This window comes from Paenibacillus sp. FSL K6-2393, assembly GCF_038002545.1.
Lineage (GTDB): Bacteria > Bacillota > Bacilli > Paenibacillales > Paenibacillaceae > Paenibacillus.
In genome coordinates, this window is the sequence record NZ_JBBOCU010000001.1 from 1035059 (window position 1) to 1061107 (window position 26049).

Genomic DNA, 26049 nt, shown 5'->3' on the forward strand with positions numbered 1-26049 from the left:
GCTTCACGACCTTGGAATTCAAGGTTGTGGGGCTCTTTTTTTTTCTAAGCAGAAGTTATCGCATATTTTAATGAAAAAAAGTTGTAAATATCATAATAAGTCATTGATGAAATAATTTACCATTGATACTATTGTTATACACTCTGTCAATATATTCAATATTTTAGCTAGAGCTATTTTAGCAAAATTATTTTAGGAGATGTACCAATGAAAGCTAGGGTAATCCGTTATTATCGTTTTGGCAAACCATGTGAAGTGTTATGTATGGAAGAAAAAGATGTGATACCCCCTGGCCCCGGTGAATTAGCAGTGAGGATGTATGCTCGGCCTATTAATCCCTCCGATATCATTCCTGTTCGAGGAGCTTACCCGCATCGTACCCGTTTACCAGCTGTTCCCGGGTTTGAGGGTGTGGGGATAGTAGAAGCAGTAGGACCGGGAGTATCCAATCAAATGTTGGGGCGCCGTGTCTTGCCGCTAAAAGGTGAGAATACTTGGCAGGACGTCGTGAAGACTTTGGAGCAACATACGATTATTGTGCCGAATGATATCGATGATCAATCAGCCAGTCAGCTCTATATTAATCCGGTGACGGCTTGGTTGATCTGTACAGAGGTGCTTAAGCTTACGTATGGTGATACCCTGATTGTGAATGCAGGGGGATCTGCGATCGGACGAATCTTTGCACAGATCTCAAAAATCAATGGATTTAAGTTGATTGCGCTTACGAGAGATGATCGTCATACTGCTGAACTGTATCGTCTTGGAGCAGTTTCTGTTATCAATACGACGAACGAGTTGCTACAGGCTAGAATTACGGAATTAACAGAGGGGTGCGGTGCTGATGCAGCCGTGGATTGTATTGGAGGGACAGACGGGGAACAGTTAGTCAGTTACCTTAAACCAAATGGGACGGTCATCAGTGTAGGACTGCTTTCGGGTATCACACCTTTATGGCATGAAGTAACCCGGGGAACACAAGTTCAAGTGAAACTTTTCTGGTTAAAGCATTGGGTGGAACGCTGTTCGCAAGAACGCTGGGAACAGGTATTTCATGAGGTGATAGAGCTGGTCAGAGCAGGGAGGCTTGTCATGGCAAACATTGGGGCGACGTATGAACTAACGAATGTACACCAGGCTATTGCAGCGGCTGAATCGGGTATCGAAGGGAAGGTTCTCTTATTACAGTAATACATAAGACATAGAAAAAACTCAACATAAAGAATGCGTAATTAACAACTAATTCATATTGGGTGCCTTGTTGTGAAGATTAAAGAGATGATGTTTACTGCGATTATGGCAGCCGTTATTGCAGTACTTGGACTGTTACCTCCGATTCCACTACCATTTTCTTGGGAGGAGTAGATACTCCGATCCACGATTGGTAATCCATAGCTTGCATCTCCTTTGACTGACCATGTCTTGTATTATATCGAAGACAGTTAGAATCATAAATGTTTTGTCGTAGAAAATTATTATTTCGAAAATAAAGGTACACAAAAGATACATAATGAACTAAAATGAACTTATATGAACATTATCAAACTCAATCCCAACTAATTTAAATGACGAAAGGAATGGATTAATAATGGAAAATCGTTATGCTGCACATCCCAATGAAGTGAAAACGTATGATACATCTCGCCTGCGTGAGGAATTTTTGATGGAGCAACTGTTTGCAACCGATGAATTGGTAACGGTGTATTCTCATGTGGATCGTTATATTGTGGGAACGGCTGTACCTGAGAGCAAGGACATTACCCTTGAAGTGAACCTGAAAGATATCGGAACGAACTTTTTCCTGGAGCGTCGTGAAATCGGTATCATTAATGTCGGTGGTCACGGAACAGTGACAGCGGACGGACAAGGTTATGAGATTGGAGCGAAGGAATGTCTCTACATCGGTAGAGGTGTGAAGGAAGTTGTGTTCACGAGCAGTGACAAGGCTCAACCTGCCCAATTCTATTTTGTATCCACACCGGCTCATCACACCTATCCAACAGTAAAAGCAACGCAAGAACAAGCTCAGCCAAATCATCTGGGCAGCATCGAAACTTCCAATGAACGTACGATCTATCGTTACATTCACCAAGGAGAAGGTGGAATTCAGAGTTGTCAGTTGGTGATGGGCATTACCGAACTCGACAAGGGTAACATGTGGAACACGATGCCTGCACATACCCATAACCGCCGTTCCGAAGTATACTTGTACTGGAACTTGCCTGAAGACGGTGTTGTATTCCATATGATGGGTGAGCCAAACGAAACACGCCATCTGGTTGTACGTGATCGCCAGGCGATCATTTCCCCAAGCTGGTCCATTCACAGTGGTGTGGGTACAAGCAATTACACCTTCTGTTGGGCGATGGCTGGTGAGAACCAGACGTTCGAAGATATGGACGGCGTAGCGATGAAAGACCTGAAATAATAAATTACAGATGTCTGAGTTAAATTGACAGGGTAGACACTAGAACGGAGGGTACAGAAAGGACCAGAAGAAGCGAAGCTAAGAGCTTTCTGGAAAGAAAGCTGCTTCGAAAGCATAAGCTTGCCTTTATCACCAGATTTCTCCCTTTAAATAAGGGATCAAAGGAAATATGGGGATAAGAGTGATCGGAAGGTTTTCTGTACCCGAAGTGTACGTGTGAAACTGCTATTTGACTCAGGTGATATAGGAAGTTGATTATGATGAATCCATTGAAAAGACATGAAAAAATTATGGAGGCTCTGCTGGAGCGTCAGGAAGTAACCGTCAGTGATCTGAGTGAGTTGCTGCAGGTGACTGGGAAAACAGTGCGAGAGGATCTCGACAAGTTGGAGAGTATGGGACTGCTCGTACGTGTCCACGGTGGTGCTATGCTGGCTCAGAATGATCAGTATGGCATCTTGAATAGCCGCGGAGTTACCGAGAAGCATCATCCGGAGAAGACGGAGATTGCTGAACGTGCCCTTACTTACATTCGACCTGGAGATATCGTTGCCCTCGATGGTGGCAGCACCACGCTGGAGATGGCCAAACGTCTCGATAATCAACCACTGACGGTGGTGACCAATGACCTGTTCATTATTGCGGAGTTGACCAAAAAGGAGCAAGTGCGACTGGTTGTGCCTGGCGGGGCGCGTGTACGGAATATGTTGGTTGGGGATGATACGGCTGCGTTTATATCCAGTCTTAACATTCATAAAGCCTTTATATCCACGACAGCCCTTCATCCCGAATTTGGATTATCCATATACACGGGAGATCTGGTTCCTTTGAAAAAAGCAATGATATCTGCCTCGCAGCAAGTATACGGCGTTGTGGATCATTATAAATTTGGACAATTTGCACTTCGGACTTTTGCCCAGTGTTCGGAACTGGACTACATTATCAGCGATAGTCGTTTGGATGAAGAGACGGCTGCCTTATACGAGCAGAGCGGTGTCACAGTGGATTATCAAAGTTAACCTCATTCATTATTCATGGGATTAAAGAACGGACGGCTCTAAGGATTGCATATCAAAACCATGCGGAGGAATCATTCATGAACCCATTTGATTTAAGCGGACAAGTTGCACTGGTGACAGGTACCTCGGGAGGACTTGGACAAGGGATGGCCATTGGTTTGGCAGAAGCAGGTGCTGATGTGGTGCTGGTCTCTTATTCCAAGCCTGCGGAAACGGCAAGTGCCATTGAAGCACTCGGACGCAAGGCTTATGTGATTGAAGCGGATTTAAGTCGTGAAGATGAGTTGTCGGCTGTGTTCGAACAGGCGCTTGCGTTCCAGGGCAGAATTGACATTCTCGTCAACAATGCCGGAATCATCCGTCGCACACCTGCGGCTGATCATGCAGGGCAGGACTGGCATGATGTAATTGGTCTGAACCTGAACACTGTATTTTTCCTAAGCCAATTGGCAGGCAGACATATGATTGAACGCGGAAGTGGCAAAATCATTAATATTGCATCCATGTTGTCCTATCAAGGTGGGATCAATGTGCCAGGATATACAGCCAGTAAACATGGCGTTGCCGGTTTAACGAAAGCACTCGCCAATGAATGGGCAGGGAAGGGAATCCAGATTAACGGTATCGCACCTGGTTATATGGAAACCGATAATACTACCCAGATCCGTGCGGACGAGAATCGGTACCGGGATATTACAGCCCGTATTCCTGCGGGGCGTTGGGGAACACCAGAAGATCTGAAAGGCCCGGTTGTCTTTCTGGCATCTGCCGCTTCGGATTATCTGAATGGTCATGTGCTGAATGTCGATGGAGGCTGGATGGCACGTTAATCGTTTGATAATCGGATTAGCATAAGGAGGCAGTGAGATGAAACTTGGTATTCTGGCACATACATTTGGCAAACAGCCTACAGCACAGCTTGCACAGACGATTGCGGATAACGGATTTAATTCCGTACAGCTGGCGCTGGCCAAAGCATTATCAGATGTGGACTCATCAAATGGCAAGCTGAGCCCCGGACTGGCAAATGAGATCGGAGATCAATTTGCACAGCGCGGGGTGAAGATTGCAGTACTGGGCTGTTATATTAATCCGATTGACCCTGATCCAGTAAGACGACGTGCGGACATTGATCGATTCAAGGAGCATTTGCGTTATGCCCGGGATTTTGGTTGCAGCATGGTAGCAACGGAGACCGGGGGCTTGGACACCTATCAGGATACACATCCGGATGGATATGAAGAGAAGGCGTGGAGTGTGCTGAAAGAAACGGTTGAGGAGTTGGCTGAGGAAGCGGAGAAATGGGGCGTGCATGCGGCGATTGAGCCTGTGTCCACACATACCCTTCATACGCATGAACATATGACACGTTTGTTTGAAGAGATTCCTTCATCGAATCTGGGGATGCTGTTCGACCCGTGTAATTTGATCAAACAGCCACATGCAGCAGATCAAGGGGCTTTCTTGCGTGAGGTGATGGAATCGCTGTATCAGCGCATGATTGTGATCCATGCGAAGGATGTAGCCTTTGATGCACAGGGAGAGAAGTTCAACCCAGTACCTGGGGCAGGAATACTGGATTACCCGTTATTTTTTGAATTGCTAAAAACGTATAAGCCACATATCGATATTTCACTTGAAGGCGTAACTGCGGAGGAAGCTGTACCTGCAGCCAAACATTTGCGTGAAGTATGGAGTGCAGTTCGGGTCTAACAAAACCCTGGCTTCGGTATTGCATACCTAAGCCAAAGTAGCTGAAAAACCTTTGCGAGGGCAAAGGTTTTTTTAGTACAGAAATAAATAGTGTACATATTTAATTTTTCTTATCGGAACAATCGGAAATAAGTCTTTTCAAATACGACATCTTGTGAGAGAATATGGAAAACATATGCCACCATGTGAAGACATCAGGAACTTCAAGAACGTATATATCGAGGGAGGATTCAGATTTATGTCAAACGAACGTGAGCTTTCATTTGAAACATTGGCAATTCATGCAGGCCAGGAGATTGATCCAACCACCAACGCACGAGCTGTACCCTTGTATCAGACAACATCCTATGGATTCAAGGACACCGAGCATGCAGCTAACCTGTTTGGTTTGAAAGAGTTTGGCAACATCTATACCCGTTTGATGAATCCAACAACCGACGTGTTTGAGCAACGGATTGCAGCGTTGGAAGGCGGAGCTGGCGCGCTGGCTACAGCTTCTGGTCAAGCAGCCATTACGTTTTCACTTCTGAATATTGCTGGTGCAGGTGATGAGATCGTTTCTTCGGCGAGTTTGTATGGAGGTACATACAATCTGTTCTCGACAACTTTGCCGAAACTGGGTTTGGACGTGAAATTTGTGGATTCCAGTGATCCTGAGAATTTCCGGGCAGCGATTACGGAGAAAACGAAAGCATTGTATGCCGAAACGATCGGTAATCCAAAGGGGAATGTACTGGATATTGAAGCGGTAGCAGCTATCGCTCATGAACATGGAATTCCTTTGATCGTGGATAATACGTTCCCAAGTCCGTACCTGCTTCGTCCCATCGAACATGGCGCAGATATTGTCGTTCACTCTGCAACGAAATTTATTGGGGGTCATGGTACATCCATTGGTGGCGTTATCGTGGATAGCGGAAAATTTGACTGGAACGCAAGTGGCAAGTTCCCTGGATTGACGGAGCCGGACTCCAGTTATAACGGTGTTGTATATACGGAAGCGGTTGGACCGATTGCTTATATTATCAAAGCTCGTGTACAGCTATTGCGTGACCTGGGTGCAACGATCTCTCCATTCAACTCCTGGTTGTTGCTGCAAGGACTGGAGACGTTACATTTGCGCGTAGAGCGTCATAGTAGCAATGCCCTTGCAGTTGCGGAATTCCTTGAGAAACATGAGGATGTGTCATGGGTAAGTTACGCAGGTCTGCCGAGCCACGGTTCTTACGAGCTTGCACAGAAGTATCTGCCAAGAGGGCAGGGTGCCATTCTGACCTTTGGAATCAAAGGTGGTGCGGACGCGGGGCGCAAATTGATTGAAAGTGTCAAACTGTTCTCTCACCTTGCAAACGTGGGCGACTCCAAGTCACTGATTATTCACCCGGCAAGTACAACTCACGCACAGTTGACTGAAGATGAACAAACTGCAGCAGGGGTTAATCCGGAATTGATTCGTCTGTCTGTGGGTACGGAGAACATTCAAGACATTATCTATGATCTGGAGCAAGCCATCAAAGCAAGTCAGGGAGCAAGTGTAGGCGCGTAAATGGCATTGGGTGGATGTGCGAACAATCGCTTAAGTGATATGGCATAAACAGGTCATATTGAATATCAATAGAAGGTTAAAGCCGTTGTCCTCTGGGACAGGGGCTTTTTGTCTTTTTGAACACATATTTATGAGTATCCATCGAAAAAGCCCATTTACAAATGTGGATCACAGGCATATACTGATTAAAAGTTGTATTGGGTAAAAATAATTGCACAAGTACAAAAATGATTATCATTCTCATTCGAGATTATTGTAAAATCATTCACAAAACCATGCTGCTGCGGGATTCCCGCAGCAGCATGTGTCATTTTTAGGGCATTAACAATGGCTCTCATTCTCAATACAACTTCATTTCTGGAAGCGGAACTTGAGCACATTCACTATCCGCAAACCTACCATTCGAAAGGAACGTGATTCATATGCAAGCGATACATCAACCTCTAAACAGACAGAAACAAGCAGAACAACGCTCATCCCAAACACCCGGCCCCAATCGGGGCAAGAAGCCTGATTTTAAAGCCATGATGCAGAATAAAGAGATGCAATCTGCATTGGGCAGCGGGCTGTTGATGCTGATTGCCTGGGGAACTGCACCGTATTTTGGTACCTTATCCATCATGCTCTACATTGTGGCGTATGCCGTGGGCGGTTGGACCAAAGCGAAGGAAGGTATCGAGACACTGGTTAAGGACCGTGATCTGGATGTAAATCTGCTGATGATTGCCGCATCCCTTGGGGCAGCAGCCATCGGTTACTGGAATGAAGGCGCGATGCTTATCTTTATTTTTGCACTCAGTGGTGCGTTGGAAAGTTATGCGACAGAGCGCAGTCATAAGGATATCTCATCGTTGCTCGCACTTAAGCCGGAGACTGCACTGCGTATTGAAGATGGACAGATGAATCTCGTGGCTATTGATGATCTGCAGCCGGGTGATCTGCTGTTGGTCAAACCGGGAGAACTGATTCCTGCGGATGGCGTGGTGTACCGGGGGAGTTCTTTTATCAATCAGTCGTCCATTACTGGAGAATCCCTGCCTGTGGACAAAGTTGCGGGGGATGAAGTCTATGCAGGTACGGTAAACGGGGAGGGCGCCTTATACGTAGAGGTTACAAAATCGGCTGAAGGGTCACTGTTTGGCAAAATCATTAAAATGGTGGAAGAAGCGCAGGCAGAAGTGCCGGATTCCCAGCGTTTCATGGAGCGGTTTGAAGGAATTTACGCACGCATTGTTGTAGGGGTGACTTTACTTGTGATTGCAGGAACTCCACTACTGCTTGGCTGGACATGGAATGAGGCATTTTATAAAGCGATGGTATTTCTGGTGGTTGCTTCGCCTTGTGCATTGGTGTCTTCCATCATGCCTGTTATGCTGTCCGCGATGTCCAGCAGTGCCCGCCGTGGCATTCTCTTCAAGGGTGGTGCCCATATGGAGAATATGGCTCGCACGCAGGTCGTGGCTTTTGACAAAACAGGTACATTGACCATGGGCACCCCGCAAGTCACCGATATTATTACGGCTGAACATGTAGATCGTACCCAGCTGTTAGCTGCGGTAGCGGCGATTGAGAACATCTCCATGCACCCCTTGGCTCGTGCCATCGTAGATCAGGCGAACAAGGAGAACATTACACTTCAGGAAGCGGAGCACGTACAGGCTCTAACAGGCTGGGGTATCGAAGGAACTATAAATGGTGTGGTCTGGAGTATTGGCAAAACAGATGTAATGGAATCGATGCAGTCAGAGGAGATGAAAGACAGCAACGTTGATGATCCAGATAAACAGGGTGTTACCCCTGTGAAGGTGTCTTCTGAGTGGGACGATGTACGCTCTCGTCTTGAGGGGGAGGGGAAAACCGTATCCGTTGTTATGGCTGATGGTGAATTAGTCGGGCTGATCGCGATGCGGGACACGGTACGGCCACAGGCAGCAGCTGCAGTGAAAAAGCTTGAAGTGATGGGTGTAAAAGTTGTCATGTTAACAGGAGACCGAGCCAGATCAGCTTCTGTAATTGCCCGTGAAACAGGAGTAAGTATGGTCTATGCAGATTTGCTGCCTGAAGATAAAGTGAAGCAGGTTCAAGGCCTCCGCAAAAAGTATGGTCCTGTGTTAATGGTAGGGGATGGAGTCAATGATGCACCAGCACTTGCTGCAGCTACTGTGGGTATGGGGATGGGATTGTCGGGTAGCGGAACTGCATTGGAGGTCGCTGATGCGGTACTGATGAACGACAATATTGAAGAGATCGCTTGGGTGATTGGGCAGGCCCGGCGAGCACAGCGCACGGTGAAGCAGAATATGTTTTTTGCCATCACCGTTATTGTGGCCTTAATTGCGGGTAACTTCCTCCAAGACGTTGCATTGCCTCTAGGTGTGGTAGGTCATGAAGGCAGTACAATTCTGGTTATTCTGAATGGGCTTAGGCTGCTGCGGTAATCAGATTTGGAGAGAAAGATGGTTAATTGGTTTCGCTGGTAGTATGCGGCTGGTTGAACGGCTCACGTTTGAACCTAGGGTCAGCGGGTAATGATTCGAAGAGACGATTCGATACTAAGGGAGTTGTGAAATATGGGACGTTATGTACAAGTGGAACCAAATGTAAAAGTATATGTTGAAGATATTGGCGAAGGAACCCCGGTTGTCTTTTTGCACGGCTGGCCTGTTAATTATAAAATGTTTGAATACCAATTGAACGTACTGCCGAACCATGGCATTCGTGCCATAGCGATAGATTTTAGAGGGTATGGCTTATCGGATAAACCTTCCACAGGATATGATTATGATCGCATGGCTGACGATGTTCGTGCCGTTATCGATGAGCTGGAGCTGACAGACGCGGTACTCGCAGGGTTCTCCATGGGTGGAGCGATCGCAGTTCATTACATGGCTCGCCATAAGGGACATGGTGTCTCAAAGCTGGCCTTGTTATCTGCTGCAGCCCCTGTGTTCACACAGCGTGAAGGTTATCCATATGGATTGACTCCAGAGCAGTTGAACGAGCAGATCATTGAGCCGATCTTTGCAGATCGTCCGATGTTACTGGAGACGTTTGGCGGCATGTTCTTTGCGAAGAAACACAGCCAGCCATTCATGGATTGGTTCCACGCGCTCGGCATGGAAGCTTCATCTTATGGTACCATTCGCAGTGCAATTGCGTTGCGCGATGAGGACTTGCGAGGTGACCTGAGTTCCATTCAGGTGCCGACAGCCATTTTGCACGGGAAAAAGGATGAGATCTGTCCGTTTGAATTCGCCGAGCAGATGCACAAGGGCATCGCATCGTCTCAATTGATTGCTTTTGAAGAGAGTGGTCATGGTGCATTCTATGATGAATTGGAAAAATTCAATTCGGAACTGATTCGTTTCATCCAATCCTGATCAGGAGAGGGCATAATACCTCTGACAGACGATCCCATTAATTTCATGGAATCTTCATTTGTGGCTAAACAAAGAACCCGGTCGACAGTCTTGGACTGTTCGCTCGGGTTCTTTAGTCTTCAATTAAAACAGTTCGGTCAGACCAATCATCGTGATGAGCCCGAGCAAAAAGGACATCGTCGCCACACGTGCATTGCCATCGCCGTGACTCTCGGGAATAAGTTCCTTATAAACAATGAACATCATCGCACCGGCTGCAAAGGCCAGACCATAAGGCACAAGACCAGCTACGAGACTGCTCAAGGTGTAACCAATCATAGCTGTAATAATCTCTACCGCTCCGGTCAGGGTGGCAATACCCAGTGCTTTGAAGCGGCCAATGTTCTGGTTCACAAGAAAGAGGGCCACCAAGAATCCTTCCGGTGCATTCTGCAATCCGATGGAGAAGGCAATGAGATTGCCCAGGTTCTCATCCGAGCTTGCATAGCTGACTCCAACGGATAACCCTTCCGGCAGGTTATGCATGGTGATGGCTGCAATAATCATGAAGGCTTTGGTTTCAATTTTAAAAGGCATTTTCTCGGGATTCTCCAGATCGACGTGTGGAATCTTCATCTCCAGCACCAGTAGAACCAGGCTACCAAGCATAATACCAAATGCAAGTACAAAGAGATTTGATTGGCCAAGCGCTTCCGGAATGAGATTATACACCGAGGCCGAGGTCATAATACCAGCGGCGTATGCCAGCAAGATATCACGCAGACGGTGCGATATTTTGCGCATAAATAGAATTGGTACGGCCCCTAGGCCGGTAGACATGGCTGATATAAAACTGCCAATGAGTGCATCGTTCATGCTTCCATTTTCCCTCCTGATGAAGACTTCTTCATAATCGCTGCCGAGCATTGACACCGTACATAAAAGAGATCATAATGAACAACAGATTAGAATGATTATAAATTAGAATTCCGTTTCTGCATAGGGCCATTGTCATTTCACAGGCAGGACTTGTGGACATGATGTAGGCTTTTCGTTCTAGTGTATGCAAAAGCCTAAGCTTTTGATGCCGGAGGGTCTAACCTTTTTGCAGAACCCGGGGGAGGAACTATACATGTATAAATCAATTATTATTGGAACAGGCCCTGCAGGGCTGACAGCAGCAATCTATCTGGCACGTGCCAACTTGAACCCACTCGTTATTGAAGGACCACAACCTGGTGGCCAACTGACAACAACGACTGAAGTGGAGAACTTCCCAGGTTTCCCTGATGGAATTATGGGTCCTGAACTGATGGACAACATGCGTAAACAAGCTGAGCGCTTCGGTGCTGAATTCCGCACAGGCTGGGTGAACAACATCGACATGAGCGAGCGTCCATTCAAGATTCAAGTTGAAGGTATGGGTGAACTCGTATCGGAAACATTGATCCTGTCTACAGGCGCAACTGCTAAATACCTGGGTATCCCTGGCGAAGAAACGAATGTAGGCCGCGGTGTCAGCACATGTGCAACATGTGATGGATTCTTCTTCCGTAACAAAGAAATCATCGTCATCGGCGGTGGCGACTCTGCCCTTGAGGAAGCAAGCTTCTTGTCCCGTTTCGGTTCCAAAGTAACACTGGTACACCGTCGTGAAGAACTGCGTGGCTCCAAAATCATGCAGGATCGTGCACGCAGCAACGAAAAAGTAGAAATGGCTTTGAACCGTACACCACTCGAAGTACTTGCTGGCGACAACGGCGTAACCGGATTGAAAGTGTTGAACAACGAAACAGGTGAAGAAGAAGTGATTCCAGCAAGCGGCGTATTCGTAGCAATCGGTCACACACCAAACACTGGTTTCCTTGGCGGACAGATCACTACGGACGAACATGGATATATCCTGACTACACCAGGTACATCCGAGACAAACATCCCAGGCGTATTTGCATGTGGTGACGTTCAGGATACACGTTACAAACAAGCGATTACAGCTGCAGGTAGCGGATGTATGGCTGCCATGGACACAGAGAAATACATTGAGAGCTTGGAGCACAGCGCAGTTGTTCTGTAATAGAATGAGCTGATTCCAACCAAACTATAGATTAATATAAAACCATATGAGGTGAATTAAACATGGAAAACGTAATTGTATATACATCAACGAACTGCCCGAACTGCAAATCCGTAAAAACGTTCCTGGCTGACAAAGGTATCTCTTATGAAGAGCGCAACATCGAAACTAGCGATGAATTTGCACAACAAGTATGGGACATGGGTGTACGTGCCGTGCCATTGACTGTCATTGGTGAACACCGCATTCTGGGTATGAACAAAACTCAATTTGCCAAAGCATTGGACGCTTAAATCAGGCTGATTATCTGAATCATCATGTCTTGAAAGAAATTTTCGATTCATATGCAATTCCGGTTTTCGCGAGCCGTTAGGATATAGAAAGAACCGTACCCGGAAGGGTACGGTTTTTTGTGCGTTTTCTTTGAGTGAATCGGATGAAGTGGTATCTGGTCGCAAACATCATTCGGAATTGTCCGATGTACAGAAGTGCGATATCATTTTCTTAAGTCGCAGAGCATAATTGAGGTGAACACGCAGCATGATTATAGATCAGGAGGAGCATTTTCCCTTCTGGGAACAGGCGAGTATACGAGATATTCATGTTGAACGAGCTATTCTTGCAAAGGGTGAAAGAACATTATTCACGATGCAGTCCAGCAGTTTTTTCTGTATAAAGAGGGGGAACTTACTGGTATTGCTCAATCAGAAGACCTATTCCATCCATCCTTTTGAGATTATTCATGCTCCTTCCAAAAGTCTGTTTGAAGTTAACGCAGGTTCAGACGGAGCAGAGTATATACTGATTTCGTATAAAGCAGAACGACGGTCAACGTCCGGTGATGAGCCGCTGTTTGTAGATGAACGCAAAGATCCAACTTACAATACATATCGTGTGACACTAACGCAGCCAATGATGTTATATGAAATTGCAGATCGTATGTTAGAGACCCAGCAGCAGGAGGGACCTTGGTTTCCGCTTCAACTTAAGGCATCTTTCTATCAATGGGTTTATCATATGGTGGAACAATACAATCTACAGTCTCTGGTCGTCAAAACAGCTAGTCCAGTCGAGTTGGTCATACAGACTCTGGAGTACCTGTTGCAGAACTATGCAAAACCGCATACGTTGGATTCTTTGGCTGGAGTGATGGGGCGGAGTCCGGGTCATCTCTCGAATTGTTTCAAACAAGTGCTTAATCGTGGACCGATTGACTGTCTAATCCGTCTAAGTATGCAAAAAGCATATAAACTATTGGCCGAGACGAAGCTTCCGTTACGAGTAATTGCTTCATCTATCGGATATCAGGATGCATATTATTTCAGCAATGCCTTTAAAAAGTACAACGGAATTTCTCCACAGATGTATCGGAAGCAAATCAAGGAGGAAGATGTTATATCCTTAGCAGGAAGAAATCATATTGTTGGCTCTCCAGACCCGTGTTATATTCCATTTTATGATAATGATAATTATTATCAATATTTAGATGGAGGGTCTGAAGACATGTTAAGAAATATAAAGAAAGTACCGATCGCACTGCTCCTGGCATTTGGATTACTGCTAAGTGCATGCAGTGGGGGTTCTTCGGTACATACGGGAAGTGCAGCAGGAGATGGTAGTACGGCTCAATCGGAAGCAACAGCTGGTGAGGCGAGCAATTCAAACGAAAATAATACAAATCAAAATAATCAGGCCACAAAACGCATAGTTAACACTTCTATGGGTGAGGTAGAGGTACCAGCGAGTCCTCAACGTGTCGTAACGGACTTCTTTTTGGGGCATATTCTGGCACTGAACGTTAAGCCCGTGGGTAGTAATGGCTTGTTTATGCAAAATCCTTATTTAGAGGGACAAGTCTCTGGTATTGAGGATGTTTCGGACAATCTGGAGGCAATCACTGGTCTGAATCCGGATTTGATTGTTACAGGTGATGCCCAAAGTTACGAGGCTTATTCCAAAATTGCACCAACCGTTTATCTGGACAACTCAGCACCAGTTCGTGATCAGGTGAAGGAACTTGGAGTCATGCTTGGTAAAGAGGCGGAAGCATCGGCATGGCTTATCGAGTTTGAAAAGAATTTGGCTTCAGCCAAGGAACGTTTGAGCGGTATTATCAAAGAGGGAGAAACTGCTACGGTTTTTGCCGGGGGAATTGTCAAAAACATCACGCTCTATGGTAATGCATATACAGGCAGAGGTATTCATGGCGAATTGGGTATTCCCATGAACGATAATGTGCAACGCGAGGTTGATCCGAAAGTGGGTTGGGCTACAATCTCAAGCGAGATTGTGGAGACATACGCCGGTGATCGTGTGTTTATGGCCGTGGATGCCAAAGCGGAATCGTTTGACTATGCAAGTGATCCGGTGTGGGGAACGCTAGACGCAATCAAAAACAATGAGTTATACGAAATTGATGGCTACAAATTCTATTTCTCCGATCCGATCTCAGTCATGGGTCAGATTCAGGATATTGTCGACATGATGGAAGAACGCGCTCTAGAGAATTCTAAAAAATAGTGATCTAACCTAGGTAACGTGAAAATCCCCTTACCGTTGTAATGTGGAGCACATGGTAACATGAACTCCAGGAATTACTGCGAAAGGGGATTTTGTATTTTATACAGGTGAGTTTACTTTAGAATAGAGTAATTTGTAGTAATCTGACGGGTTCACATACTAGTTAAAGCAATTGGAATTAAGGCCATTATAATAATAACCGACATTACTATTTTTTTAGTTCGGGATTTGATCATTATTTTTCGTGAGGTATACCAATTTCCAAAATTATAAAATCTAGAATGAATAAGAAAAGTTATCAAACAATTAATTACAAAGAGTATCAAAATATAATCTTTTGGATTAACACTCATCATAGGATAAACTTGCAGTTCTATACCCCATAGTAGGGTTATACCAATAAAATAAAGGATAGAACAAAGTATAAAATCAAACAGGAATCCAGATGTCTGTTTGAGCATATTAAAGCTCCTCTCTGATCAAGTGCAAACAATATTAAATTCTAATTAACGATAATTTTACATTAAAAAGTAAAAAAACATACTGGTTTAACTACTTTTGTTCCGTTAACTAGGATTAAAGAGTAAGTCAAAAAACTCCGTTGCCTACCTTCTTCAGAGGTCGGATCTCGAAACAAGGTAAAAGTATTAAATATATAGGTACCCAACCTCAAAGATTGAAATTGTAAATCCTGCATGGATCCAAGATAGCATTTATATGATGGAAGAACGAAATTAAGAGAATTTGATTTGTCCATAATTCAACATCCATGTTGAGAATGGACTCATGGCAGCTGAAAAATCCCCTTGCGTAGATAATTCAGAGTACATGATAACGTGTACCCATGAATGACTGCGAAAGGGGATTTTGCATGAAAACAAATAATTACATCTAGAAAAAAATACTCATGAAAGTCTGAAATACAACATACACCAGCAATCCTGACAGCATGTACATGAAACCAGCCTTCTTTTTGCTCTGGAACAATCGGAGTATGCCAAGGCTGAACAGGGGCGCAAGCACAATCAGGAACAGGAGGACGGTGACAAACATTTGCGCCGAGATATCTGAAGTATCCACGTAGGTCACGCTTTTTTTCACTCCGTTTCGTTATCGGAATTAACACAGCTTGATTCACACAGCCATGACAAAAATCACATAACCCCATTATACATCTGGATTTCTTTAACAAAAAGGGAGGAAATGGGGCGAAATGATGTCAATTTTCATCTGTTATTAGACAGATACCCTAATTTTACCTAAAAACTGGGATATCGCAGAGTAAGCGGCACCAACGCGGGTGGAACGGCTGCCCAGAGCTGCCCATTCAATCTGCAAACTGCGGCGATGATAAGGTAATGTACGTTCCTCGACAACTTGTTTTAACGCTGTTTCAATCCAAGGACCTGCTTCAGAGAGCGGACCGCCAATGATAATACGTTCCGGATTGAAACTGTTAACGATATTGGTAATGCCAATCCCCAGTTTGCGTCCAATCGTGTTGTATAATTCCTGAACAGCATCGTGGCCTTGCTCCGCATAATGAATAAGCTCGCGTGTGGTATGAGCAGGTAATTTTAGCTGATGGTCCGGGTGCTCGTAGGCTTTTTCCGATGCGTATAACTCCCAGCAACCACGGTTTCCGCAGGAACAGGGAAGACCTTCCGCTTCAATGGACATATGGCCTGTTTCCCCTGCGTAGCCCCACGCGCCTTTGTATAATTCACCATCTACCATGATGCCTGAACCAATCCCCATGCCTGCACTGATGTAGATCATGTGACGGACACCGATACCTGCCCCAAAATTCAACTCTCCATGAGCACCAGCATTGGCTTCATTATCAATCGTTACAGGCAGTTGAAATTCTTCTTCAAGCATCGAGCGCAGAGCTACCTTCTCCCATCCCAAGTTGGGTGCAAACAGGACCGTTCCTGCCTCATCCACCATGCCGGGCACCCCGATGCCAATACCAATGACTCCATGAGGGGAAGCAGGAGCTGCTTCAATGAGCTGTTTTGCTGCCAATTTCAATTGCTCCAGTACAGAGGACACGTCATGATGTTCCAAGGTCACTGCGTACTCTGTAATGATGTGTCCTTCGAGATCTGTAAGCACGCCTTTCAAATGGGTCACACTGAGTTCCAGACCGACTGCATAGCCTGATGTCCCTCGGAACAGCAGCATAAGTGGTTTACGTCCGCCGCTGGATTCCCCAGGGCCGATCTCCTGCACTAGGTCATCACTGATCAGATCAGCAACCAGGTTGGATACCGTTGCTTTGTTCAGCCCCGTAACCTCGGACACTCGTGCGCGAGAAAGAGGGGCATGGCGCCGGATCGTATCGAGAACGATCGACTTGTTTATTTTTTTGACCAGCATCTGGTCTCCGGTAATTTTCATATGGTTAAGGCACTCCTATTCTTCTGATAAAAGGGTTCTGACCCACATCCGAAACAAGTTATTCGACTATTATAGCGTAAACAAACATGTAAAAAACAATTTTATTTTACTTTGTTTAACCAATAGACAAAGTTTATTTGATGTGATAGGATAACAGTGTAAACGATTTCTTAAAACTATTGAGGAGGCATTTTACACATGGCCTATTTTGAATCCGTTAATAAAATTGCATTCGAAGGTAAAGATTCCAAGAATCCTTTTGCTTTTAAACATTATAATCCAGAAGAAGTGGTAGCCGGCAAATCGATGGAAGAACATTTCCGTTTCGGCATGGCTTACTGGCATACATTAACTGCAGGCGGCAGTGACCCGTTTGGTGCGGAGACAGCTGTTCGTTCGTGGGATAAATACTCAGGTCTGGACCTCGCGAAAGTACGCGTGGAAGCGGCATTTGAATTTTTGGAAAAAATGAATCTCCCGTTCTTCTGTTTCCACGATGTGGACATTGCACCAGAAGGCAACAACCTGCGCGAGTTCTACAGCAACATTGATACAATCGTTGATCTGATTGAAGATCATATGAAATCCAGCGGCAAAAAACTGCTCTGGAACACGGCGAACATGTTCTCGAACCCACGCTTCATGTTTGGTGCAGCTTCCACTTGCAACGCAGACGTGTATGCTCACGCTGCGGCACAGATCAAGAAAGGTCTGGAAGTGGGTAAACGTCTGGGCGCTGAAAACTATGTATTCTGGGGCGGTCGTGAAGGTTACGACACATTGCTGAACACAGACATGCAACTGGAGCAAGACAACATTGCTCGCATGTTCCACATGGCTGTAGACTACGCGAAGGAAATTGGCTTTGACGCACAATTCCTGATTGAGCCTAAACCAAAAGAGCCAACGAAACACCAATATGATTATGATGCAGCAACTTCCATTGCATTCTTGCAAAAATACGGTTTGGACAAACACTTCAAACTCAACCTGGAAGCGAACCATGCTACACTGGCTGGTCACACATTTGATCACGAAATCCGCGTTGCTCGTACAAACGGTATGCTCGGTTCCCTCGATGCGAACCAAGGCGATATGCTGATCGGTTGGGATACAGATGAGTTCCCGGTTGACATGTACGATGCTACGTTGACAATGTATGAAGTATTGAAAAACGGCGGTATCGGCCGCGGTGGTGTGAACTTTGACGCAAAAGTACGTCGTGGTTCCTTCGAAGCAGACGATCTGTTCCTGGCACACATCGCAGGTATGGACACGTATGCAAAAGGTCTGAAAGTAGCAGCGAAGTTGATTGAAGATCGCGTATTCGATGACTTCATCGAAAAACGTTACAGCAGCTTCAGCGAAGGTATCGGTGCAGATGTGGTTGCAGGTAAAGCAACACTTGCTTCCCTTGCTGAGTATGCACTCAACAACGAAAGCCCACGCAAAAACCAATCCGGACGTCAGGAATTGCTGAGAGCACAACTTAACCAGTACATTCTGGCTGACTAATAGCGGATTAGGCACGGTTCGTGTACGTCGACAACCGAGGGTTACTCATATGTGGTTGGACATTAGTAACTAAGCCTACCTTGCACAAGCTTGTACCACGGAACGCCTGAACAAGCATGACATTCGGACCGTCCCCGACTTTCCCTTGGGAAGACGGGGGCGGTTTTTTGACTAAACAAATAACGCGTTTTTTAAATTTTTGATATAAATGTTTGTCTAAGATGGTGCATGCAAAACGGAGTGAGAAGAAAGGACTCGAGGAAGCAAAGCGTTCGCTAAGAGCTTTCTGAGAGAAAGCTGGCTTCGGAAGCATAGGCTTATCCCCGGATTTTACCCTTGAAAAGGGAATGAGAAAAATCCGGGGGTAACGGCGATCTGAAGGTTTTCTGATCACGAAGTGGTTACATGTTTAATTGAGAGGTTTCATTTATAACCAATGACGAATCAAGGTCATTGGATCAATCTTTCTGTTATAAGAACGAGTATGTTTTACTCGTTTCATATCCATGTGTGTCCAGGATCATGCATGCAAAACGGAGTGAGCAGAAAGGACCCGAGGAAGCGGAGCGTGCGCATTTATCCCCGGATTTCTCCCTTTTCAAAGGGATTAAAGGAAATCTGGGGGTAACGGCGATCCAAGGGTTTTCTGATCACGGAGTGACTTTCATGTGTACTTGGATCTTTCGTGGATATAACCTGTGATAAACGAGAGGAGTTAACCTATGAGTTACGTAATTGGTGTCGATCTTGGAACCAGCGCGGTCAAAACCGTGTTGGTCAATCGTGAAGGAAAAGTGGCATTTGAAGCATCCGAGGCATACCCGTTGTACCAGCCCAAGGCTGGATACAGTGAACAAAATCCCGAAGATTGGGTAGAGCAAACCATTGTTTCCTTGCGTAAATTGCTCGAAGTGTCTGGCGTGCAGCCTTCGGAAATCGAGGGATTGAGCTTCTCCGGTCAGATGCACGGACTGGTTTTGGTGGATGCTGAAGGTAAACCGCTGCGTAACGCAATCCTGTGGAACGATACACGCACAACGGCTCAGTGCCGCCGGATCGAAAAAGTACTGGATGGCAAGCTGTTAAGTATTGCCCGGAACCGTGCATTGGAAGGCTTTACCTTGCCAAAAATTTTGTGGGTTCAGGAAAACGAGCCTGAATTGTTACAGCAAGCATCCTTGTTCTTGTTGCCAAAAGACTATGTGCGTTATCGCCTGACGGGTGATTACGCTATGGATTATTCCGATGCAGCGGGAACTTTGTTGCTAGACGTTGCAGGCAAACAGTGGAGCAACGAGATTGCAGAAGCATTCGAGCTACCAATCTCCCTTTGTCCACGTCTTGTGGAATCGTTTGAGGAAGTGGGCACGTTGCTGCCTGAGATTGCAGATCAAACGGGTCTGGCAGCTGCGACGAAAGTATACGCAGGGGGTGCGGATAATGCTTGTGGTGCCATTGGCGCAGGTATTCTGAGTGAAGGACAGACGATGTGCAGCATCGGAACGTCCGGGGTTGTGCTTTCCTACGAAGAGCGTAAAGATCTCGACTTCGAAGGCAAAGTACACTTTTTTAACCACGGAGAGAAAGATGCCTTCTATATTATGGGGGTAACGCTTGCCGCAGGATACAGCCTGTCCTGGTTCAAGGATACATTTGCAGCGGACAAATCATTTGATGTGCTCTTGCAGGGCATTGATCAGATTCCGGCGGGCAGCAACGGATTATTGTTCACACCGTATATCGTTGGGGAGCGTACACCTCATCCGGATGCTAATATCCGTGGCAGCTTCATCGGTATGGATGCGGGGCACAAGCTGGAGCACTTTGGACGCGCGGTGATGGAGGGCATTACCTTCTCGCTGCGCGAGTCCATTGATATTCTGCGTGGTGCAGGCAAAACAGTCAATGAAGTCATCTCCATTGGTGGCGGTGCCAAGAACGAAGCTTGGTTGCAAATGCAGGCTGATGTCTTTAACGCCACGATTGTGAAGCTTGAGAGCGAACAGGGTCCTGCGATGGGTGCAGCAATGCTGGCTGCCTATGGCTGTGGCTGGTTCCCGTCCTTGCAGGAATGTGCAACAGCGTTTATTCGTCCAGCGAAGTCCTATGAGCCGAACCCGGAAACGGTTGCTGTCTATGATGGACTGTTTGCACTGTATCAGGAAGTCTATGGACAGACACGTAGTCTCAATGATCGTTTGGCTGAATACCGTTAATTCATTTACTTCACTACATTAATCTTGTGATCACATTAAAAGCATCCGCGAAGGCGGGTGCTTTTTTGTCGTTCATCAAGATTAACCCCATGAAAGGTTTACTTGGCCTGCATATCCGCATTCCGGCTCTGCATAGATTGGAAATAGAGGATTGTGATTCGTCTAGGCATCGTGTGTCCGACATTTTAATAGGTAGAAGCTTGAGCATGGGGGTGAAGATTTGGATGGACATGAAGAACATGGAAGACCACATATTACCTTGTCGATGATCGTTCGTAATGAAGAGAATCGCTATCTCAGGCAGGCACTGGAGAGACATCGCCCCTGGATTGATCGGGCGGTAATCATTGATGACGGAAGCACGGATGGAACGGTCGCGCTGTGCAGGGAACTTCTGAACGGTATTCCACTCGTATTAGTGGAGAACGCTGCTTCACGTTTTTCAGACGAGGTAAGTCTGAGAAAACAACAATGGGAAGAGACGGTGGCGACCAATCCGGAGTGGATTTTGAATCTGGATGCGGATGAGATTCTAACCAGTGACTTTGGGGTGGTACGGGATCTGCTGCTCAGTGGCAATGAAGATGCGATCTATTTCAGATTGTTTGATATGTGGAGTGAGACGCATTACCGGGAAGATGAGTTCTGGCAGGCGCATGCCTATTATCGGCCATTTCTGATTCGTTATCACCCGGGGATGAGCTATGAATGGAAGGAGACACCCCAGCATTGTGGTCGTTTTCCGTTAACGATCCAGCATTGGTCCTATGGATGTCATGCTCCCCGGGTGAAGCACTATGGTTGGGCGCGGGAAGAAGACCGCATCCGCAAATATGAACGCTATCAAGCACTGGACCCTGAAGCAAGATACGGTTGGAAGGAACAGTACGAATCGATATTGGATCAAGAGCCACGACTGTTGACATGGTTAGAATAAGGAGAGGGGGAGTGAGCACGTTGAAGAAAGACCCGTTACGCAAATCGCAAGAAGAATCCCAACCTCTAATAGAGCTGAATTCACATGAGAAAGAGAATCAGAATGAGAAGCAACATGAGAGCGAGAAAGAGAGCCAGAGTAATCATCGACCGTCCAGACGTTCTGATAAATTGCTGGAAACCCGCCAATCGGAAGAGCATGAAGCGTTTGAGCAAGAAAGAATACTGATCGCCAGCCCGGTTCGCCAGACAACTCCGGTGCTCCGTGAATTTCTGGATTCTCTGCATGCATTGGAACGAACAACAGTAAAGACGGATTATCTGTTTGTTGACGATAACGTGGAAGAAGCTGCTTCAAATATATTGCGTGAATTTGTGCTTCAGCATGAAGGGACGGTTATTCAAGCAGATGAACATGGTAGCGGTAGTCCTGACAACAAAGGGGTGTACAGCAAGGATGAGGGAGGACATTATTGGCAGGATGAGCAGATTTGGCGTGTAGCCGGTTTGAAAAATCGCATATTGCAATATGCACGCGACAATCACTACGATGCGGTTTTCCTGATTGATTCTGACTTGGTGCTGCATCCGCGGACGCTGGAGCAACTTGTATCGAGTGGCAAAGACATTGTATCCAATATCTTTTGGACCCGCTGGCAGCCGGATGCCAGGGAAATGCCGCAGGTATGGCTGCAAGATGAGTATGCTTTATATCGCCGCGGTGGCAAAACAGTAGACGGAACCGAGACGGAGGACGAGGGCACGCAAACGACTGCTTTTCTAAATCAGCTACGGATCCCGGGTTGTTATGAAGTTGGAGGGCTGGGGGCATGTACCCTTATTCGCAAAAATGTTCTGGCAGCAGGAGTTTCATATGACCAGATTCCCAATGTATCCTTCTGGGGTGAAGATCGTCATTTCTGCATCCGTGCTCAAGCACTGGGTTTTCGTTTGTTCGTTGATACTCATCTCCCCGCATACCACATCTATCGATTGTCCGAACTGCCGGGGGTTTCCGCCTTTAACCGCAGGGCCAGACGAGGCGAAGAGACGATCAGTATTACCCTGTGTATGATTGTAAAAAATGAAGAAGCTTCCCTTGCCAGATGTCTGGACTCGGTCAACGGTATTGCCGATGAGATTGTAATTGTGGATACCGGATCAACGGATCGCACTCGTCAGATCGCTTCCAGATATACGGATCGTATCGTTGATTTTGAATGGGTGGATGACTTTGCAGCAGCACGCAACTATGCCTTCGATCAGGCAAAGAGTGAATATATTCTTTGGCTGGATGCCGACGATGTGTTCGAACCGGAAGATCGGGCGAAACTGATCGCCTTGAAACGTTCGCTGGACCCGGATGTTGATAGTGTCACGATGGATTACAATCTGTCATTCACAGCAGATGGCAAGGTAGCCTACAGCCTGCGGCGGAATCGTCTGGTGCGTCGGGACCGGCAATTTCGCTGGATTGGTGCGGTGCATGAATATCTGGCTGTAGCGGGTAATCTGCTGCATAGTGATATAGCGGTTACCCACAAGAAAGATAAGGAGTATACCGATCGTAATCTGCGGATCTATCGCAAAAGGGAACAGGCCGGAGAGGAATTTGGGCCGCGTGACTTGTACTATTTCGGTAATGAACTGAAAGACCATGGACAGCATGAGGATGCGGTGAAGTACTATGAGAAGTTTCTGGATACCGGGCTGGGCTGGGTGGAAGATCAGATCGCTGCTTGCCAGAAAATTGCGGATTGTGAAGCTGCACTTGAACGTCCGGAGCAGGAAGTCACGGCGTTGTTCCGATCATTTGCCTATGATTTGCCAAGAGCCGAGATATGCTGTCGATTGGGTGGTTATTTTGCCGACCGTGAAGATTATCGCAAGGCCCTGTTCTGGTACGAACAGGCGACTCGTGCTGTACGTCCTGATGATCCTATGGTAGTGCTGAATGAAGCAGCCTGGACCTGGATGCCGCATCTGCAACTATGTGTCTGTTATGACCGGATGGGTAACCGTGCCAAGGCCCGAGAACATAATGACATCGCACTCGCCTATCATCCAACACATCCGAGCATGTTATATAACGATCGTTACTTTAAAGATTTGGAGAAGGATAACGTATTGGAAAACGCTTAGGTTTCCGACGGAAATGATGCCTCTTTTGTGGAATTGAATGGGTGAATCAGCCCATGTTCCATGGAGAGGTTTTTTGCATTGTGATAAAAGTACATCATAGAGTTGGTGACAGACGCATTCACATTGAAATGGATTAATGTATTTCATCCAGGGGAGGATATGCTTTACAATAATGAATAACGGAAAAGCGGTGACCATGATTGCCTGTCTTCGGCTGCCGAATTGATGAAGCAAGGGGAACTGGATATGAATCTGACGGAAGTTCTATTAGAGTCGAGGCTAGTCGCGATTGTGCGAGGTATAAGCCGTGAGGCGGCAGTAACAGCTGGACAAGGTATGACGAATGGTGGCATCCGACTGATGGAAGTCACACTGAATACACCTGGAGCACATGATATTATTGCAGACTGGCGTGAGCGGCATGAAGGAAAGGCTTTTGTTGGAGCAGGTACTGTACTGAATGTGCAGATGGCAAAGGAAGCGGTCGCTGCAGGCGCACAATTTCTGGTGTCTCCTAATGTCGATCTGTCTGTCATTGAATATGCTGTAGAACATGGTGTCGAGATCTGGCCTGGAGCCATGACACCCACGGAAATTGTCGCTGCCCATGAAGCGGGAGCACGAGTTGTGAAGTTGTTTCCGATGGCGAGTCTGGGTATACCGTATCTGCGGGAGATCAAAGCTCCACTGAATCATATTCCACTGCTGGCAACAGGTGGTGCCACACTGGAGAATATTGCTGATTATTATGCAGCAGGCGCTGCTGCAGTGGGTCTGGGAAGTGCACTTTTGCCACGAGAAGCCCTTGCCTCAGGAGATCATGAGCAGATTGCAGCATGTGCTCGGAGATTTGTGGAAGCAGCCGAAGCATAGGCTCCAGTGTCATATGAGGGATATGTATATTTGGGTATATATATGAAGGCACCTTTAAATTAATTGTTGGATCAATCTTTATCATAAAAACCGATGTCCTTTAACGTACCGTTCATTCTATTGTTTTATGATGGATGTATGCCAGAATTCGGAGAGGAGAGATGCCCTGTGAAAGCTAAAACAATGATAGGCGGCATGATCGCCGTGGCCGCAGTAACGGCAGGTGGATTATGGAAGGCAGCGGTAAAGAGCCAGACACCCAAGAAGATTCCAATCACACTGACACCCCCAATGCCATTTGAGGATGTGACCTTTGAAAGTGGGGGAGGTCGGGTACATGGCTGGTTCATCCCGGCCAGAGCCGACATTCCGAAACCATGGCCGCTCGTTATTATTGCACATGGCTGGGGCTCCAATCGCTCCCGTGTTCTTCGTTACGCACGTCCGATCTGGGAAGCAGGATATGCCTTATTTATGTATGATGTGCGTAGTCATGGGGCCAGTGACCCGGTTCGTGCTGCATCTGCCTACCTGTTCCGGGATGATCTGCTCGCGGCATTGCAATATACGACTGCACGACCAGAGATTGATGCGGATGCCATCGGAGTGCTTGGACATTCTTTGGGTGGACTGGGTACGATTCTTGCAGTGACGGAGGGAATTCCTGTATCAGCAGTGATTACGGACTCGATGCCGTCGCAATTTGAGGTAATCGTCAGTTCAGAGCTGAGACGCCGGCGTCTGCCCTTGTTTCCACTGGCCCAGTTAATTCCGAGAATCTGGTTCTGGCGACTGGGTGAATCTCTGAAATCTTATCGTCAGCGTGATCCGGTGATGATGCTGAATGAACGGCGCAGGGGGATGCAACTGCCGATGCTTATGGTGCACTCCAAGGGAGATAATTTCATTCCCCCGAGTGAGCTTGAATATTTTATGTCCAAAGCCGATCCACCTGTTGAACATTTATGGGTCAACAGCGGAGGACACAGTTGTTCCGAGGAAGATCCAGCCTTCTGGGATACCGTTATTCCCTTTTTGAAAACCCATGTCCAAGGTCAGGAGAAGTCGAACGATTCGTCTATAGCGAGTAGTTGAAAAGATAGAATCAGCCTACATAAGAGTGCAGGCTAACAGAGAAAACGCCAACGTGGTTGGCGTTTTTTTGCTGTTATTAGCAATATGCAGAAATTCACATTTGTAAAATTGCCCGGAAAACGACGATTAAAAAGGAAGCTTATGGTATCATAGAATAGACTGGCAATATTCATGCGAGGTTATTTGTTATGCTTCTTTGTATGAAATTGA

General features: G+C 46.4%; 20 protein-coding genes. 17 read left to right on the plus strand and 3 right to left on the minus strand.

What is annotated here, in order from left to right:
* The first annotated feature begins 207 nt into the window (after positions 1-207).
* The 8 genes from MHI14_RS04380 to MHI14_RS04415 all read left to right on the plus strand — a co-directional run bounded on the left by MHI14_RS04380 (position 208) and on the right by MHI14_RS04415 (position 10086).
* Positions 208-1191 (plus strand): zinc-dependent alcohol dehydrogenase family protein, encoded by a 984-nt coding sequence (locus MHI14_RS04380; protein ID WP_341129931.1) that lies wholly within the window; start codon positions 208-210, stop codon positions 1189-1191.
* A 397-nt stretch (positions 1192-1588) separates the two neighbouring features.
* Positions 1589-2428 carry a 5-dehydro-4-deoxy-D-glucuronate isomerase gene (gene kduI, locus MHI14_RS04385; RefSeq protein WP_036606918.1) on the plus strand — a complete coding sequence of 280 codons (840 nt, stop codon included), beginning with the start codon at positions 1589-1591 and terminating at the stop codon, positions 2426-2428.
* Between the two features lie 260 nt (positions 2429-2688).
* Entirely contained in the window at positions 2689-3447 is a 759-nt protein-coding gene (locus tag MHI14_RS04390) for a DeoR/GlpR family DNA-binding transcription regulator (RefSeq protein WP_176873132.1), read from the plus strand.
* A gap of 77 nt (positions 3448-3524) precedes the next feature.
* Positions 3525-4277, plus strand: coding sequence for a 2-dehydro-3-deoxy-D-gluconate 5-dehydrogenase KduD (kduD, locus tag MHI14_RS04395; protein WP_062836432.1), 753 nt, complete (start codon positions 3525-3527; stop codon positions 4275-4277).
* Between the two features lie 37 nt (positions 4278-4314).
* Positions 4315-5160, plus strand: a complete 846-nt coding sequence (locus MHI14_RS04400; RefSeq protein ID WP_074096473.1) for a sugar phosphate isomerase/epimerase family protein — start codon at positions 4315-4317, stop codon at positions 5158-5160.
* 238 nt (positions 5161-5398) lie between these two features.
* Positions 5399-6706, plus strand: a complete 1308-nt coding sequence (locus MHI14_RS04405) for a homocysteine synthase (RefSeq protein WP_341129932.1) — start codon at positions 5399-5401, stop codon at positions 6704-6706.
* A gap of 422 nt (positions 6707-7128) precedes the next feature.
* Positions 7129-9144, plus strand: coding sequence for a heavy metal translocating P-type ATPase (locus MHI14_RS04410; protein WP_341129933.1), 2016 nt, complete (start codon positions 7129-7131; stop codon positions 9142-9144).
* A 132-nt stretch (positions 9145-9276) separates the two neighbouring features.
* Positions 9277-10086, plus strand: coding sequence for an alpha/beta fold hydrolase (locus MHI14_RS04415; RefSeq protein WP_341129934.1), 810 nt, complete (start codon positions 9277-9279; stop codon positions 10084-10086).
* Positions 10087-10209: 123 nt separating this feature from the next.
* Here the strand turns inward: MHI14_RS04415 and MHI14_RS04420 are convergent, their stop codons facing one another.
* Complete coding sequence (locus MHI14_RS04420) at positions 10210-10941, minus strand: ZIP family metal transporter (protein ID WP_036606933.1); 732 nt, start codon at positions 10939-10941, stop codon at positions 10210-10212.
* Positions 10942-11197: 256 nt separating this feature from the next.
* Between MHI14_RS04420 and trxB the strand changes: the two genes are divergently transcribed.
* The 3 genes from trxB to MHI14_RS04435 all read left to right on the plus strand — a co-directional run bounded on the left by trxB (position 11198) and on the right by MHI14_RS04435 (position 14659).
* On the plus strand, positions 11198-12139 hold the full coding sequence (gene trxB, locus MHI14_RS04425) for a thioredoxin-disulfide reductase (RefSeq protein WP_047841589.1): 942 nt from the start codon (positions 11198-11200) through the stop codon (positions 12137-12139).
* Positions 12140-12201: 62 nt separating this feature from the next.
* The gene (locus MHI14_RS04430; protein WP_036668031.1) at positions 12202-12432 is read left to right on the plus strand and encodes a glutaredoxin family protein; all 231 of its coding nucleotides are present in this window, start codon (positions 12202-12204) and stop codon (positions 12430-12432) included.
* Between the two features lie 247 nt (positions 12433-12679).
* On the plus strand, positions 12680-14659 hold the full coding sequence (locus tag MHI14_RS04435; protein ID WP_339310823.1) for an AraC family transcriptional regulator: 1980 nt from the start codon (positions 12680-12682) through the stop codon (positions 14657-14659).
* 891 nt (positions 14660-15550) lie between these two features.
* Here MHI14_RS04435 and MHI14_RS04440 read toward each other — a convergent pair.
* A complete protein-coding gene (locus tag MHI14_RS04440) occupies positions 15551-15748 on the minus strand; it encodes a hypothetical protein (RefSeq protein WP_017692236.1) in 198 nt (65 codons plus the stop codon).
* A gap of 147 nt (positions 15749-15895) precedes the next feature.
* Positions 15896-17062 (minus strand): ROK family transcriptional regulator, encoded by a 1167-nt coding sequence (locus MHI14_RS04445; protein WP_289390393.1) that lies wholly within the window; start codon positions 17060-17062, stop codon positions 15896-15898.
* A 198-nt stretch (positions 17063-17260) separates the two neighbouring features.
* Between MHI14_RS04445 and xylA the strand changes: the two genes are divergently transcribed.
* The 6 genes from xylA (at position 17261) to MHI14_RS04475 (ending at position 25839) form a co-directional block, all read left to right on the plus strand.
* Entirely contained in the window at positions 17261-18577 is a 1317-nt protein-coding gene (xylA, locus tag MHI14_RS04450) for a xylose isomerase (protein WP_036606941.1), read from the plus strand.
* Between the two features lie 722 nt (positions 18578-19299).
* A complete protein-coding gene (gene xylB, locus MHI14_RS04455) occupies positions 19300-20793 on the plus strand; it encodes a xylulokinase (RefSeq protein WP_076328895.1) in 1494 nt (497 codons plus the stop codon).
* Positions 20794-21013: 220 nt separating this feature from the next.
* Positions 21014-21730 carry a glycosyltransferase family 2 protein gene (locus MHI14_RS04460; protein WP_341129935.1) on the plus strand — a complete coding sequence of 239 codons (717 nt, stop codon included), beginning with the start codon at positions 21014-21016 and terminating at the stop codon, positions 21728-21730.
* A gap of 1070 nt (positions 21731-22800) precedes the next feature.
* Positions 22801-23871: a glycosyltransferase gene (locus tag MHI14_RS31100; RefSeq protein ID WP_206105823.1), complete on the plus strand. Its 1071-nt coding sequence runs from the start codon at positions 22801-22803 to the stop codon at positions 23869-23871.
* A gap of 246 nt (positions 23872-24117) precedes the next feature.
* Positions 24118-24744, plus strand: a complete 627-nt coding sequence (locus tag MHI14_RS04470; protein ID WP_091038541.1) for a bifunctional 4-hydroxy-2-oxoglutarate aldolase/2-dehydro-3-deoxy-phosphogluconate aldolase — start codon at positions 24118-24120, stop codon at positions 24742-24744.
* 168 nt (positions 24745-24912) lie between these two features.
* Positions 24913-25839: an alpha/beta hydrolase gene (locus MHI14_RS04475; RefSeq protein WP_240768311.1), complete on the plus strand. Its 927-nt coding sequence runs from the start codon at positions 24913-24915 to the stop codon at positions 25837-25839.
* Positions 25840-26049: the final 210 nt, after the last annotated feature.

Coding starts and splice junctions, on each gene's coding strand:
- MHI14_RS04380 (WP_341129931.1), top strand. CDS start 208: ATGAAAGCTAGGGTAATCCGTTATTATCGTTTTGGCAAACCATGTGAA.
- kduI (WP_036606918.1), top strand. CDS start 1,589: ATGGAAAATCGTTATGCTGCACATCCCAATGAAGTGAAAACGTATGAT.
- MHI14_RS04390 (WP_176873132.1), top strand. CDS start 2,689: ATGAATCCATTGAAAAGACATGAAAAAATTATGGAGGCTCTGCTGGAG.
- kduD (WP_062836432.1), top strand. CDS start 3,525: ATGAACCCATTTGATTTAAGCGGACAAGTTGCACTGGTGACAGGTACC.
- MHI14_RS04400 (WP_074096473.1), top strand. CDS start 4,315: ATGAAACTTGGTATTCTGGCACATACATTTGGCAAACAGCCTACAGCA.
- MHI14_RS04405 (WP_341129932.1), top strand. CDS start 5,399: ATGTCAAACGAACGTGAGCTTTCATTTGAAACATTGGCAATTCATGCA.
- MHI14_RS04410 (WP_341129933.1), top strand. CDS start 7,129: ATGCAAGCGATACATCAACCTCTAAACAGACAGAAACAAGCAGAACAA.
- MHI14_RS04415 (WP_341129934.1), top strand. CDS start 9,277: ATGGGACGTTATGTACAAGTGGAACCAAATGTAAAAGTATATGTTGAA.
- MHI14_RS04420 (WP_036606933.1), bottom strand. CDS start 10,941: ATGAACGATGCACTCATTGGCAGTTTTATATCAGCCATGTCTACCGGC.
- trxB (WP_047841589.1), top strand. CDS start 11,198: ATGTATAAATCAATTATTATTGGAACAGGCCCTGCAGGGCTGACAGCA.
- MHI14_RS04430 (WP_036668031.1), top strand. CDS start 12,202: ATGGAAAACGTAATTGTATATACATCAACGAACTGCCCGAACTGCAAA.
- MHI14_RS04435 (WP_339310823.1), top strand. CDS start 12,680: ATGATTATAGATCAGGAGGAGCATTTTCCCTTCTGGGAACAGGCGAGT.
- MHI14_RS04445 (WP_289390393.1), bottom strand. CDS start 17,062: ATGAAAATTACCGGAGACCAGATGCTGGTCAAAAAAATAAACAAGTCG.
- xylA (WP_036606941.1), top strand. CDS start 17,261: ATGGCCTATTTTGAATCCGTTAATAAAATTGCATTCGAAGGTAAAGAT.
- xylB (WP_076328895.1), top strand. CDS start 19,300: ATGAGTTACGTAATTGGTGTCGATCTTGGAACCAGCGCGGTCAAAACC.
- MHI14_RS31100 (WP_206105823.1), top strand. CDS start 22,801: ATGATTGTAAAAAATGAAGAAGCTTCCCTTGCCAGATGTCTGGACTCG.
- MHI14_RS04470 (WP_091038541.1), top strand. CDS start 24,118: ATGAATCTGACGGAAGTTCTATTAGAGTCGAGGCTAGTCGCGATTGTG.